Source organism: Actinoplanes sp. CA-142083, assembly GCF_050942195.1.
In the GTDB taxonomy this organism is placed as follows: domain Bacteria; phylum Actinomycetota; class Actinomycetes; order Mycobacteriales; family Micromonosporaceae; genus Actinoplanes.
On the sequence record NZ_CP192076.1, the window covers coordinates 5,029,355 to 5,041,884 of the forward strand.

Sequence of the window (12,530 nt, forward strand, 5' to 3'; positions counted from 1 at the left end):
CTCCCAGCCGGCGACACCGAGGCATAGTCTCATCGCGGGTTGCCAGGCTCAGGCCGTCGTGGGCGTGCGGACGGTTGCCCGCTGTGGCCAGACGCAGCAGACGACGATCGCGAGGATCGGGACGAGCGACAGGATGGCGAGCGGCTCGGCCCCGAAGAACACGAAACCGCCCCAGTACACCGAGGGACCGTGGCCGTTGCGGTGGGTGTTGGCCAGCAGGGAGCCGGTCGAGGTGGGGATGTTGCCCAGACAGGCCGGGGCGAGCATCAGCAGCGTGGCGACGCAGAGTCTTGAGTACGCCCGCTGCCTGCCAGGCCCGTAGCGGCGCATGCGCTTCGAGGTGTAAAGCCCGAGCAGGGCGCCGAGCAGAGCGCCGGCCAGGCCGCCGAGGATGGTGTCGCGCAGGTGGCCGGGCGGCTCGGCCCACATCAGGTCGAGATTCAGAGCGGACGGGTTGGATTCGGCTTCGGTGATTTGCACGGCGGCGAGATAGCCGGCGCGCGTGCCGGTCACCTCGGCGAACACGGCGGGCGCAGTCTGCGGATCATTGCGATGGACCGTGGTCCGCACGTCCTGCCAGCCGTGTGCGCGCATCTGCCGGGTGACGGCGGCGGCGACCTGCTCCACGCCGGCTTGCGGGGGCATCATGCCGGTCACACTGGTCCGGCCGGCACGTACGCCGGTACCGCCGTGCAAAGTGTTGTTGCTGTACGGGTTCCAGAAGGTCTGCCGCCCGAACTGGTAGATCCTGTCGTCGAAGGGGACCGGCAGGACCGTCGGCGCGAGGCCGATCGCTGTGGTCTTGTCCGGCGCCATCGGGTCCACGTCCCGCCAGGCCAGCCACGAGCCGAGCGCGATCCCGCACAGCCCACCGAGCACGGCCGCGAATGCCGCGATCACGAACGCCCGGCGCCCGAACTGGGCGAGACGCCGGCCGAAGCCGTGCCGCAGCAGCAGCGCGGCCTCGCGTGCGGCCGGCCGGGATCGGCCAGGGTCAGCGGCGTCGAGCAGCGTCGCGAGGATCTCCGGACCACGCTCGTGCCGATACGTTCGCGGGTAGGCCAACAGCCACCGCCGGTACCTGCGGGCCAGACGCATGGTGCGGATGCCGTCGGGCATGGTGATCCCTTCAGGGGTCGGTTCACGCAGGGCGGGGGGCACCGGCGGGGCGGGCTCCGCTCAACCGTTGGGTGACCATCCGTGCGTCGCGGCGCATCTGCTCGGCCTCGGCGGCCAGTGCGGCGATGCCCGGATCGGTCAGCCGGTAGTAGCGGCGGAGCCTGCCGTCGACAGTCTCCTCACGGTCGACCTCGACGAGGCCCTCGTCGTCGAGCCGGTCGAGTGCCGCATACAACGTGCCGGCGGCGAGGCGCGTCCGGCCGTCCGACAGCCGCGCCACTTCCTTGATCACCGCGTACCCGTGCAGCGGGGCCGGAGCGAGCGCCGACAGGATCAGAAAGCTCGGTCGCCGCATGCCCGCCATGGCCGCCAATATACAGTTGATCGTCCTATCGGCGAAGCCGTGCATCGATGCGTTGGCGACGATGGGCGCGTCGAGCTCGTTACCCCGGCGATGCTGACGCCGAGGCGACAGCGCGGGCTGCTCGCGGGCTGACTCCTCGCACCCGCTTGAACGCCGCGCTCAATGCGAAGCCGCTGCTGTAGCCGACCTGGCGGGCCACCGCGGCGATCGTGGCGTCGGGCTCGCGGAGCAGGTCGGCGGCCAGCGCGAGGCGCCAATTGGTCAGGTAGGACATCGGCGGCTCGCCGACCAGCTCGGTGAAGCGCCGGGCCAGCGCGGCCCGGGACACGCCGATCCGGCCGGCCAGCGCGGCCACCGTCCACGGGTGGGCCGGGTGGTTGTGCAGCATCCGCAGGGCCCGGCCGACGACCGGGTCGGCCTGGGCGCGGAACCAGCCGGGCGCGGTCTCCGACCGGTCGAACCAGGCCCGCAGCGCGGCGATCAGCAGCAGGTCGAGGAGCCGGTCGAGGACCGCGGACTGGCCCTGGTCGTCCTTGGTGATCTCGGCGGCGAGCAGCGGGATGAGCGGGCTGTCCCACTCGTGCGCGCGCAGCACGAGCAGCGGCGGGAGCGCCCGCAGCAGGCTGTCGGTGATCTCTCCGGCGCCCTGGTACGCGCCGACCAGCATCACCGACTCGCCGGCGTCGGTGTTGCCCCAGGTCCGCACCCCGCGGTCCATGGCGATCGACAGGTCCTCGCCGTACAGCGTCGTGCAGCGCTCGTCGGGGTGGATGATCACCTGCGGCGGCGTGGCGGGGTCGTCGGCGACCACGTACGGGTCGGGCCCGCGCGCGATGAGCACGTCGCCGGGGCCGAGCGGGATCGGCTCGGCGCCGTCGCGCATCACCCAGCAGACGCCGCGCACGATCGACGCGACGGCGAGCGGCGCCCTGTCCTCGATGCGCATCGACCACGGCGGGTCGAGCACCACGCGCAGCAGGAAGGCGCCCCGGGCCCGGGGGCCGTCGAGAAGTCCGGCGAGCGCGTCCACCCGACCCACCCTAGACGATCGCGTATGCGGCGAAGCTTCTCGACCATGTTTCCGTCTCACCGCGCCGCGAGGTAATCGATATATGACTGAGAACCCGTACCTCGTGATCGGCGGCACCGGCAAGACCGGCCGCCGCGTCATCGACCGGCTCACCGATCGCGGCCTCGGCGTGCGCATCGGTTCCCGTTCCGGGCAGCCGGCCTTCGACTGGAACGCCGACCCGGCCACCTGGGCGCCGCTTCTGCGCGACGTCACGGCCGCATACCTCACTTACTACCCCGACCTGGCGTTTCCCGGCGCGGCGGAGTCGATCCGCGAGTTCGCGCGGCTCGCGGTCGAGGCCGGCGTGCGCCGGCTGGTGCTGCTGTCCGGCCGCGGCGAGGAGGAGGCCGAGGTCAGCGAGCAGGGCGTCCGCGAGTCCGGCGCGGAGTGGACCGTGGTGCGCTCGACGTGGTTCGCGCAGGATTTCAACGAGCACTTCCTGCTCCCGCCGGTGCTCAGCGGGGTGATCGCGCTGCCGACCGACGTGCCGGAGCCGTTCGTCGACCTGGAGGACGTGGCCGACGTCGTCGTCGCGGCGCTGACCGAGGACGGGCATCAGGGCCGGACGTACGAGCTGACCGGACCGCGCCTGGTGACGTTCGCGGAGGCGGCGGAGCTGATCTCGGCGGCGTCCCGCCGGCCGGTCCGGTTCGAGCGGGTCACGCGCGAGGAGTGCACCTCCCGGATGGTCGCCGACGGGGTGCCGGCCGAGGAGGCCGAGGGCCTGACGGACCTGTTCGCCCGGATCCTCGACGGCCGCAACGCCCACGTGACCGACGACGTGAAGCGGGTGACCGGCCACGAGGCGCGCGACTTCCGCGACTTCGTCCGGGCTGCCGCGGCGACCGGCGTATGGAAATAAATGCGGTGTGTGCGGCGGGGTGTTTCTGAGAGTCTCGGCGCATGGAACGGTACGGGGACCTCAGGATCCGGCTCGTGCCGCACGAGGACTACCTCGGTGCGGCGCTGCGCGGAAGCGGCGGCATCACGCTGGTGGGACGGCCGCCCTGGATGCGGGCGGCCCGCAACCGGGAGGACGCGATCAGCCGTCTCGGGGCGCCGGCTTGCGGCCCCACGCCGAGATCTCCGGGGCGGTGGCCGGATCGAGGCCGCCGGTGGCGGCGTTCGTCCGATGCTCGCCGAGCTCTCCGTCGGTGGCCGGGCCGGCGGTGACCGATTACTTTCGGGGCCGGCGGCAGTCTATAGACGTATGACTGAGCTGAATCTGCCAACGATCGTGTCGCGCGACGAGTGGGAGGCCGCGCGGCGGGAGCTGCTTCGCAGCGAGAAAGAGGCGCTGCGGGCGAAGGACGCGCTGAACACCCGGCGGCGGGAGCTGCCGATGGTACGGGTGGAGAAGGACTACCGCTTCGAGGGGCCGGACGGCCCGGTGCGGCTGATCGATCTGTTCGACGGTCAGCAGCAGCTGGTCGTCCAGCACTTCATGTTCCATCCGGACTGGGAGGACGGCTGCAGCAGCTGCACTGCCGGCGTCGACGAGCTCTCCGACGGCCTGTTGCGGCACCTGCGGGCCCGTTCCACCGTGTACGCGGTGGTCGCCCGCGCCCCGATCGCGAAGCTGGAGAAGTACCGGGCCAAGCGCGGCTGGACCATCCCGATGTACTCGTCGTACGGCTCGGACTTCAACTACGACTTCCACGTGACGATCGACGAGTCGGTGACGCCGGTGCAGTTCAACTACCGCGGGCCGGCAGAGCTGCGCGAGGCCGGCTTCGAGTGGCTGCTCGACGCCAAGGACCAGCCGATGGAGCAGCCGGGCATGAGCTGCTTCCTGCGGGTGGGCGACGAGGTGTTCCACACGTATTCGACGTTCGCCCGCGGCAGCGAGCAGCTGGGCGGCTCCTACGGGGTCCTCGACATGACCGCGCTCGGCCGTCAGGAGGAGTGGGAGCGGCCCGAGGGCCGGGGCGGCAAGGCGGCGGTGCCCGACTTCAGCTGAGCAGCCGCACGAAGACCTCGGCGAGCGACGACGCGGTTTCCGCCGTGGTGGCGAGCGGCAGGATGATGTGGCTGACCGTCAGCCGGATCACCGAGTCGACCGCCAGCACGATCGCCTCGGCCGGCAGGTCGGGCAGGTGCACGCCGGCCCACTCGACGAGCACGCCGCCGGCCTCGGTGAGCACGATCTCGGATCGGGTCGTGAGGTAGGGCAGGAGCTCCTCGGCGCCGCCGCGCCCGCTGGTCAGGATCGCCCTGACCAGCGGGTTACGCGCGGCCTCGTCGAGAGTCAGGAGCAGGGCGGCGTACGCGGCGGCGCGCACGTCCCCGCCGTGGGTGAACAGCGCCGCCCGCACCTGCTGGGCGAACCGTCGCACCTCGCTCACGGCGAGCGCCTCGGCGAGCCCGGCCCGGTCGTGGAACTCGTTGTACACGGTCTGGCGGCTAACCCCGACCGCCGCGGCCACGTCGACCATCCGGACGCCGTCCCAGCCCTGCGAGACGGTGAGATCGCGCGCGGCACGGATCAGCGACTCGCGCAGGCGGGCGCGATTCGCCTCCCGGTACGACGGCGTGACCTCCATGGGCCTGACAGGCTACACATCGCGGCCTCGCAGGATGAGAGCCCCGACCCCGAAAACGCCGAAAGCCCAGGCCGCGGCTACCCCGAGTCCCGCCCACGGCCCGATCGGCAGGCCCGCCAGATCCACACTGGACTGGATCGAGAGGCCGGCGGTCGACGGGGACAGCCGGTAGATCCAGTGCTGCCAGTCCTCGTTGTTGAACATGCCGAGCACGGCCGGGGTCAGGTACAGCAGGCCCAGGACGATGCCGGAGGCGGCCACGGCGCTGCGGACCGCGGCGGCCACGCCCAGCGCGAGCAGCGTGATCAGGCACAGGTAGAGCACCGAGCCGGTGGCCGCCCGCAGCACCGCGGCGGAGCCCAGCGAGGGATAGCCGTCGGCGTAGACGCGCGCGAAGACCACCGACGCGACGATCGCGGGCACGCACGCCGCGAGCACCCCGGTGAGCAGCAGCGCGGCCTTGGCCAGCAGCACGTCGAAGCGGCGGGGGAGCGCGGTGAACGTGGCCCGGATCAGGCCGGTGCCGTACTCGCCGGCCAGCGCGTGCACCGCCCAGACCGCCACTGCCGCCTGGCCCAGCTGCACGCCGAGCAGGCTGGACTTCACGACATCGGCGCTCGAGGCGGTGGCGGCGGGAATCGAGACCGCCACCGTGAGCAGGGCGATCAGCGGCACGGCGACGGCGGCGTCGGGGACCGTGCGCAGCTTCGCCCATTCGGCGCGCAGGGCGAGTCTCACGCGTCGGCCCTCCGCGCGCGGAACACGGCCAGGCCCACGAAGGCCACCGCCCACACCGCCACAACTCCCAGCCCCGCCCACGGCGACAGCGGGAAATAGCCGTCCGACGGGCTGTAGGGGATCTTCACCTGGTGATACGCGGGCAGCACCTGCTGGAACGCGAATCCCGCCGCGGGGGTGAGCCGCAGCAGCCACACCGCGGCCCCGGCGGGGAGGATCGACGCGGTGGCCAGCAGGTAGGGGAGGACGACCAGCACGATCGCCGCGGTCACGGCGAGCACGCCGCGGCGCAGGGTGGCGCCCATCCCGTACGCGAGAATCGCCGTCAGCGAAAGCAGCAGCCCCGCCCCCGTGATGACCCGGAGCTGCGTGCCGAGGCTGGCCGGCAGGAGGTAGCCGTCGTTGCTCTCGACGAGGAAGCGCCCGAGGGGGAGGGCGATGGCGGCCGAGACCAGCCCGATCACGAAGGTGACGCCGCCGATGACGATCGCCTTGGCGGTCAGGAGACGGCCGCGCGCGGGTGTCGCCGCGAAGGTGGTGCGGATCAGGCCGCGCCGGTACTCCCCGGTGATGAACAGGACGCCCACGATGATGGCCGCGATGAGCGCGCCGATCATGCCGATCAGGGTGAAGGTGAGCGTCGGCCCGGCCTCGTTGCCGGCGGGCGCGATGTCGCCGCTGCCCGTGACCCGGAACTGGCCGCCGTCGCGGGTGACGCCGGCCGGCTCGTTGTTCTTCTCCCAGTCGGTGCGCAACCCCTCGTCGCCCACGTCGGTGAAGGTCCATTCGCCCTGGCGGTCGATCTGGTCGAAGGCCGCCGTGGCCTGCGTCCACCGCGCCTGCACGATCGAGCCGCCGCGGGCGTTGGCCTTGGAAGTCACGTCACTGGGGGAGGCCACGAACAATCCGATCTGTACGGCCTGGGGAAGGTCGCCGAGATCGGCCTCGCCGACCTTCTGCCACGTCGCGCCGTCCGCCGAGGCGTACCCGGTGATGGTGTTGCCCTTGCGGGCCAGGCGGAGCCACGACGCGTTCGCCGGACCCGCCTTGTCCTCGGTGAACGCGTGCTGCATGCGAACGCCGTGGGAGCCGGTCAGCATCACGGCGGCGTAGGCGGCGCCCTCGTTCGTGCCGTCCTTCACCATGAGACCCGCCTTGGCCCAGGGAACCAGGCCGTTGACGATCGTGTCGTGGTTCGGCGGGGGATAAGTGATGATCCCTTCGAACGAGGCGATGTGCGCGGTCAGCTGGCCGTCGCCGTCGAGCGGCTGGTGCACGTACGAGAACTGGTCCCGGACCGCCTCCCCGCCCGGACCGGTCGGCGGCTTGGGGCAGGGGCCGTCCGGGCAGTCGACCTGGATGCCCTCCGCGCCCAGCGCGCCGAGCCCGACGATTACCACGAAGATCATCGCGATCCCGACGACCCATGCCCGGACGCTGCGCAGCTTGGTGAGCTCGGCCCGGACGGCGCGCAGCCCCGGGCCCCCGGCGCCGATCATGACAGCACCCCCAGGCCGCGGGTGAGCTCCAGGTACGCGGCCTCCAGCGAGCCGAAGCGGGACGTGAGCTCGGTGGTCAGCGCGGACTCCACCACCCGGCCGGCGCCGACCACCACGACGTGCCCGGCGATGTCCTGCAACTCGCTCATCAGGTGACTGGACACCAGCACCGCCCGGCCCTCGTCGGCGAGGGACCGCAGCAGGCCGCGCATCCACACGAAACCCTCCGGGTCGAGCCCGTTGAACGGCTCGTCCAGCATCAGCATCGGCGGATCCCCGAGCAGCGCGGCCGCGATCCCCAGCCGTTGACGCATGCCCAGCGAATAGCCGTTCGCCTGGCGTCGGGCCACCGGTCGCAGGCCGGTCAGGTCGAGCACCTCGTCGACGCGCCGCGCGCCGAGGCCCTGCGACTGGGCCAGCCACAGCAGGTGGTTGCGGCCGGAGCGGCCCGGCTGCAGGGCGCCCGGATCGATGAGCGCGCCGAGGTGGGTGAGCGGCCGGTCGAGGGTGACGTAGGGGCGGCCGCCGACCAGCGCGGTCCCCGCGTCCGGCCGGTCCAGGCCCAGAACCACCCGCATGGTGGTCGTCTTGCCCGATCCGTTGGGGCCGACGAACGCGGTGACCAGGCCCGGCCCGGCCGTGAACGTCATGCCGTCCAGCGCGACGCTCGCGCCGAACCGCTTGCGCAATTCGCTGACTTCGATGATGGCTTCCATGGCCGCAATTCCTACGGAAGTGCGGGTAACTTCGGCGGAACGCCTGTTGTCACCCTTCTGTTAGGTGCGGGCGGGCATGCTTGGCCGATGGGTGTGCGGCTGCGTTACACGCTCCTGTACGGGGCGATGGTGCTTGTCTCCGGTCTCGGCCTGCTCGCGATCGTGGGCGCCCTCAGCACGCAGAGCACCATGCAGGCGCCGGCGGGCGGGGCGCACGCGCCGGCCGAGGTGCAGATCGCCCGCCTCCAGGAACAGCTCGCCGAGTCCGACGAGGCGCACGCGCGCCAGCTGCTGCTCGGACTGATCACCGGGCTGGGCGTGACGGTGCTGCTGTCGCTGCTGCTCGGGCGGTTCCTCGCCGGGCGGGTGCTGCGCCCGCTGCGCGTGCTCACTCAGGCCACCCGGCGCATCACGGCCGACAACCTGCACCAGCGGCTGGCGGTGCGCGGGCCCGCCGACGAGGTCAAAGCCCTCGCCGACACCATCGACGACCTGCTCGCGCGCCTGGAGGAGTCGTTCGCGGCGCAGCGGCGGTTCGTGGCCGACGCCTCGCACGAGCTGCGGACACCCTTGGCCACCATGCGCGCCTCGGTCGATGTGGCGATGGCCAAGCCCGGGCCGGTGCCCCAGGAGACCGCCGTGCTCGCCGATCGCGTCCGGGGCTCGCTCGACGAGGTCGACCGGCTGCTCGAGGGGTTCCTGCTGCTGGCGCGCGCCCAGCACGGGGCCTTCGACGATCGGGAGGCGGTCTCGCTCACCGCCCTGGCGTCGGAGCTGCTGCGATCCCGTACGGATGATGATGTCGACGTTTTTGAGGATCTGCACGCCGAGGTGGCGACGCGGGGAAACCCGGTGCTGCTCGCCCGCCTGGTCGGCAACGTGATCGACAACGCCTTCCGGCACAACGCCGGTCCTCGTGGCTGGGTGCGCGTATCGGTGGCCGCGCGCGGCTCCGAGGCGGTCCTGGAGGTCGAATCGACCGGCGAGGTGCTCGATTCCGCCCAGGTCGCGGCGCTCGGCCGCCCGTTCCATCGGCTGGGTCGCGAGCGCACCGGATCCGGCACCGGCCTCGGCCTGTCGATCGTCGACGCGGTGGCGGCCGCCCACGGAGGCCGGCTCTCCCTGGCGGCGCGGCCGGACGGCGGACTTCTCGTGACGGTGGCGCTGCCGCTCGCCGTGGCGGTGCCGGCATGAGGGTGCTGGTGGTCGAGGACGCCCGCGCGCTCGCCGACGTGGTCGCCGAAGGCCTGCGCGATCAGGGCATGGCGGTGGACATCGCGTACGACGGGCTCACCGCCGCCTCGAAACTGGACGTCAACTCGTACGATGTCGTGGTCCTCGACCGCGACCTGCCCGGCCTGCACGGCGACACGCTCTGCCAAATGATCACCTCGCGGGACGACCGCTCGATGGTCCTGATGCTGACCGCCGCCGGCTCGGCCGACGACCGGGTCCGCGGCCTCACCCTCGGCGCCGACGACTACCTGGCCAAGCCGTTCCACTTTCCCGAGCTCGTGCTGCGGGTCCGGGCGCTGGCCCGCCGCCAGCCCGCCGCCCGCCCCCGCACGCTGCGCGTGGCCGGCCTGGAACTCGACCCGATCACCCGCACCGCGACCCGCGGCAGCGTGCCGTTGGCGCTGTCGGTGAAGGAGTTCGCCGTGCTGGAGGCGCTGATGCGGGCCACGCCGGCCTACCTGAGCAGCGAGGCCCTGCTGGAACAGGTCTGGGACGAGAACGCCGACCCGTTCACCAACACCGTCACCGTGACCATCGGCCGCTTACGGCGCAAGCTGGGGGACCCGCCGGTCATCACGACGACGCCGGGTGTCGGCTACCGCATCGCCTAGATGCCGGCGGCGCCGGGCGGCAGCTTGGACCGGTCGTCCACCTTCTCGCAGCGCGCGCACTGCTGGAAGCGCCCGCCGTCCGAGGTGGAACGACCCACCCACTTGTGCCAGCCCAGGCGACAGCTGAAGGGCCTGCTCATGCGCCGCACGCTACGCCTGCGCCCGGGCCGGCCGCGTCACCCGAACGGTGCGCGCTCAGTCCGGGTGGTCGTTGCCCGGCGTGGTGGCGATCAGCACGACGGCCTCCGTGTGCCAGCCGAGGGCCGTGTAGAGCCGCTGCCCGTCCTCGCTGGCGATGAGGATCCCGTGCCGCGCCCCGTGGCCGGCGGCCGCCCGCGCCAGCTCGCCCATGACCACGCTGGCGAGCCCCCGCCGCCGATGCGCCGCCGCCGTCTCGATCCGGTCGGCGACCGCGTCCTCGCCGCTGAGGCCCATCGTGCCCTTGGCCGCCATCTCGCCCGACTCGTGGCGCACCGTCGCCGTGATCGCACCCCGGTCCACGCTTGTCTCGAGGCTGTAGGGGCCGGTGAGCTTGCTTTCCGGGTGCTGACGCAGATCGATGGTCATCAGCTGTTCGGCCCGCTTGAGCAGGATCAGGCCCTTGGCCTGGAGCAGCGCGGCGGTCGCTTCCGGGTCGGTGGTGGGCACCGTCAGCCAGGTGATCTCCTGCTCGCGGTGCACCCGATCGGCCAGCCCGTCGATGTTCCTCGCGTCGAAGGCGACGTACTCGACGTCCCGGCCCGGCTGCAGGCAGCGCACGCGGAGGCCACCCCCGACGTCCTCGGCTGCGGGGAGACCCCGCGCCACACTCCAGCCCCGCTGCCACCGGGCGATCAGCTCTCTCACCGGACAAGTATGAGACCGTGCGACGCTGTGCTGCCGACCAGCACGATCCTGGCGACTCGTGGCCGGCACAATCCCGGCGTGACCGAGATCGACGAGGTTCTGCACTGGCTGGGTGAGGCGTTCGGGGCGGGACGTGTGGGCGCCGGTCGAATACGTCACCGCGTCGGTCGCCGATCTGCTTCGCCGCGCGATCGCGACGCTTGGCGACGAGCGTCCGTCACCGCCGGATCCCGAGGTCAGGGTGGACAGCCTCGCGAAGGTGCCGGTGACGGCTCAGGGGATTGTGCTGCGCGCGGACGAGCCGGTTCGCTTCGCGGACTTCGCGCCCTTCACGCGGCTTCGATCCTTGGTGATACGCGGAAAGGTGGTGTCGGACATCGCGGTGATCGCCACGTTTCCCGCGCTGCGGGTGCCGACCCTCAACGGGCGTCAGTGGTCGCAGCTGCTGGCCGCTACCGGTCTGGGCGGCTCAGCCGCGGTGGGTGACGCCGCCCGCTGGTCACAGGCCTTCGGGCAGGCGGGAAGCTTCCATACCCTGGTCAGGCGGTCGTGGACTCGACCCGGACCAGGTCCAGGCGGCGCACGTTCAGCGTGACCACGTCGGCCACGTCGTCGATCTGATCGCCGCCGGCGTAGGCGTCGTTGGACAGGTGCCCGGCGCCGTCGATGAGCAGGTAGCCGGTGTCGACCAGGTTCTCGGCGACCCCGAGGGGAGCCTCGGGCAGGACGTCGGTGCCGGCGAAGTGGACGCCGCCGACCGTGCCGGCCTGCTCGCCGTCGACGTCGATGACGGCCATGCCGGGGGTGACGCGGGCGAGCACGGCGTCGCCGTTCTCGCCCGACGGCTCCGCGTTGCTGGCGTCCGTGCTGGTGTCGCCGCTCATGATCCGCTACCCCTTCGTCGGATTGTCCCGTCGTGCAGATTACCGGTACCGCCCGGCGGGGTAAGCCTGACAGGCATGGCGACCTACTCCGTCAATCCCGCGGCCGTGCAGCGGGCGCAGCATCTCATCCAGGCCCGGCAGTACGTGCTGGACAGCGACTGGGGCAGCGTCCAGCCGCGCGCCGACGCCGAGAACAGCTTCCTGGAGCGGCATTCCTGGCCGGAGTACGGCGAATGGCACCTCGGCCTCACCGAAGGCGCCGGCGACGAGACCAAGAGCCGCTACGCATTCGTGTACGGCGATTTCCGCCGCATCCATCGGACCGGGCTCATCGCCTGCGTCTACCGGGCGATGGAATGGCGCCACAAGGATGTCGAGCTGGCCGCTCATCAACTGCTGCAGGAGCTCGACGCGGCGGCCGGCTGATCAGCGTCGCGCGGTTTCCCACCACACCAGGTTGGCGGCCACCTGGGACAGCGGCTCGATGATTTCCCACCCCTCGGCGATCAGCCCGTCGTCGATCCGCCAGATGTCGACGACCGCGATTGCGGGCCCATCGCCGGGGAGCCGCCGCCGCGAATACATCACGACGTGATCACCGTCGGCCAGCAGCTGGTGAATCTCGACCTGCATGCCGGCCAGAGGTGTCAGCGCGGCGTGCACGGCTCCGAGCCATTCCATCTTGGTCGAGGTGCTGGAATCCGGCCGGTGATGGACGAAATCGTCGCTCAGGAATGGCGCGAGCGTATCGACGTCACCTGTTTCGATGAGCCCGGCCAGGGCGCGCTGGACAAGGCTCTTGTTCTCCAAGGTCATGAACGCAGTGTCACGGCGTTCGCGAGGGTTGTCGATGAACTCGCATTTCATGGCGGCCGGTTCCAGGATGCGTACGCTGTGCTCTC

Annotated in this window: 17 protein-coding genes; 6 read left to right on the forward strand and 11 right to left on the reverse strand. The window is 71.7% G+C overall.

Annotated features, from left to right (window positions below):
• Positions 1–48: 48 nt before the first annotated feature.
• The 3 genes from ACQPZX_RS22965 to ACQPZX_RS22975 all read right to left on the reverse strand — a co-directional run bounded on the left by ACQPZX_RS22965 (position 49) and on the right by ACQPZX_RS22975 (position 2,513).
• Positions 49–1,119 (reverse strand): hypothetical protein, encoded by a 1,071-nt coding sequence (locus tag ACQPZX_RS22965; protein ID WP_433384023.1) that lies wholly within the window; start codon positions 1,117–1,119, stop codon positions 49–51.
• A gap of 22 nt (positions 1,120–1,141) precedes the next feature.
• Positions 1,142–1,483, reverse strand: coding sequence for a PadR family transcriptional regulator (locus tag ACQPZX_RS22970; RefSeq protein WP_433384025.1), 342 nt, complete (start codon positions 1,481–1,483; stop codon positions 1,142–1,144).
• A 79-nt stretch (positions 1,484–1,562) separates the two neighbouring features.
• Positions 1,563–2,513: an AraC family transcriptional regulator gene (locus tag ACQPZX_RS22975; protein ID WP_433384027.1), complete on the reverse strand. Its 951-nt coding sequence runs from the start codon at positions 2,511–2,513 to the stop codon at positions 1,563–1,565.
• A gap of 82 nt (positions 2,514–2,595) precedes the next feature.
• Between ACQPZX_RS22975 and ACQPZX_RS22980 the strand changes: the two genes are divergently transcribed.
• Together ACQPZX_RS22980 and ACQPZX_RS22985 are read left to right on the forward strand one after the other, a co-directional pair.
• Positions 2,596–3,417 (forward strand): NmrA family transcriptional regulator, encoded by an 822-nt coding sequence (locus ACQPZX_RS22980; protein ID WP_433384029.1) that lies wholly within the window; start codon positions 2,596–2,598, stop codon positions 3,415–3,417.
• A gap of 348 nt (positions 3,418–3,765) precedes the next feature.
• Positions 3,766–4,515 carry a DUF899 domain-containing protein gene (locus ACQPZX_RS22985; RefSeq protein ID WP_433384031.1) on the forward strand — a complete coding sequence of 250 codons (750 nt, stop codon included), beginning with the start codon at positions 3,766–3,768 and terminating at the stop codon, positions 4,513–4,515.
• On the opposite strand, the gene ACQPZX_RS22990 is transcribed toward ACQPZX_RS22985, so the two are convergent.
• Genes ACQPZX_RS22990 through ACQPZX_RS23005 form a run of 4 tightly spaced genes read right to left on the reverse strand, consistent with a single transcriptional unit; the run spans position 4,508 to position 8,051 of the window.
• The gene (locus ACQPZX_RS22990) at positions 4,508–5,098 is read right to left on the reverse strand and encodes a TetR family transcriptional regulator (RefSeq protein ID WP_433384033.1); all 591 of its coding nucleotides are present in this window, start codon (positions 5,096–5,098) and stop codon (positions 4,508–4,510) included. The two genes, ACQPZX_RS22985 and ACQPZX_RS22990, sit on opposite strands and share 8 nt — an antisense overlap.
• Positions 5,099–5,110: 12 nt before the next feature.
• On the reverse strand, positions 5,111–5,836 hold the full coding sequence (locus tag ACQPZX_RS22995) for an ABC transporter permease (RefSeq protein WP_433384035.1): 726 nt from the start codon (positions 5,834–5,836) through the stop codon (positions 5,111–5,113).
• Entirely contained in the window at positions 5,833–7,335 is a 1,503-nt protein-coding gene (locus ACQPZX_RS23000) for an ABC transporter permease subunit (RefSeq protein WP_433384037.1), read from the reverse strand. Before ACQPZX_RS23000 ends, ACQPZX_RS22995 begins: the two co-directional genes overlap by 4 nt.
• Positions 7,332–8,051: an ATP-binding cassette domain-containing protein gene (locus ACQPZX_RS23005; RefSeq protein WP_433384039.1), complete on the reverse strand. Its 720-nt coding sequence runs from the start codon at positions 8,049–8,051 to the stop codon at positions 7,332–7,334. The genes ACQPZX_RS23000 and ACQPZX_RS23005 overlap by 4 nt, the downstream gene beginning before the upstream one ends.
• 87 nt (positions 8,052–8,138) lie before the next feature.
• Here ACQPZX_RS23005 and ACQPZX_RS23010 point away from each other — a divergent pair, with 87 nt between their 5' ends.
• Positions 8,139–9,245, forward strand: a complete 1,107-nt coding sequence (locus ACQPZX_RS23010) for a sensor histidine kinase (protein ID WP_433384041.1) — start codon at positions 8,139–8,141, stop codon at positions 9,243–9,245.
• Positions 9,242–9,898 carry a response regulator transcription factor gene (locus ACQPZX_RS23015; RefSeq protein ID WP_433384043.1) on the forward strand — a complete coding sequence of 219 codons (657 nt, stop codon included), beginning with the start codon at positions 9,242–9,244 and terminating at the stop codon, positions 9,896–9,898. The genes ACQPZX_RS23010 and ACQPZX_RS23015 overlap by 4 nt, the downstream gene beginning before the upstream one ends.
• Here ACQPZX_RS23015 and ACQPZX_RS23020 read toward each other — a convergent pair.
• Together ACQPZX_RS23020 and ACQPZX_RS23025 are read right to left on the reverse strand one after the other, a co-directional pair.
• The gene (locus ACQPZX_RS23020; protein ID WP_433384045.1) at positions 9,895–10,038 is read right to left on the reverse strand and encodes a hypothetical protein; all 144 of its coding nucleotides are present in this window, start codon (positions 10,036–10,038) and stop codon (positions 9,895–9,897) included. The genes ACQPZX_RS23015 and ACQPZX_RS23020 overlap by 4 nt on opposite strands.
• Positions 10,039–10,093: 55 nt before the next feature.
• Positions 10,094–10,744, reverse strand: coding sequence for a GNAT family N-acetyltransferase (locus tag ACQPZX_RS23025; protein ID WP_433384047.1), 651 nt, complete (start codon positions 10,742–10,744; stop codon positions 10,094–10,096).
• Positions 10,745–10,877: 133 nt separating this feature from the next.
• On the opposite strand from ACQPZX_RS23025, the gene ACQPZX_RS23030 reads away from it, so the two are divergent.
• Positions 10,878–11,339, forward strand: coding sequence for a hypothetical protein (locus tag ACQPZX_RS23030; RefSeq protein ID WP_433384049.1), 462 nt, complete (start codon positions 10,878–10,880; stop codon positions 11,337–11,339).
• On the opposite strand, the gene ACQPZX_RS23035 is transcribed toward ACQPZX_RS23030, so the two are convergent.
• Entirely contained in the window at positions 11,284–11,628 is a 345-nt protein-coding gene (locus tag ACQPZX_RS23035) for a hypothetical protein (RefSeq protein ID WP_433384051.1), read from the reverse strand. The two genes, ACQPZX_RS23030 and ACQPZX_RS23035, sit on opposite strands and share 56 nt — an antisense overlap.
• A gap of 75 nt (positions 11,629–11,703) precedes the next feature.
• On the opposite strand from ACQPZX_RS23035, the gene ACQPZX_RS23040 reads away from it, so the two are divergent.
• Positions 11,704–12,054: a hypothetical protein gene (locus ACQPZX_RS23040; RefSeq protein ID WP_433384053.1), complete on the forward strand. Its 351-nt coding sequence runs from the start codon at positions 11,704–11,706 to the stop codon at positions 12,052–12,054.
• On the opposite strand, the gene ACQPZX_RS23045 is transcribed toward ACQPZX_RS23040, so the two are convergent.
• Positions 12,055–12,444, reverse strand: a complete 390-nt coding sequence (locus ACQPZX_RS23045; RefSeq protein WP_433384055.1) for a nuclear transport factor 2 family protein — start codon at positions 12,442–12,444, stop codon at positions 12,055–12,057.
• Between the last annotated feature and the right edge of the window lie 86 nt (positions 12,445–12,530).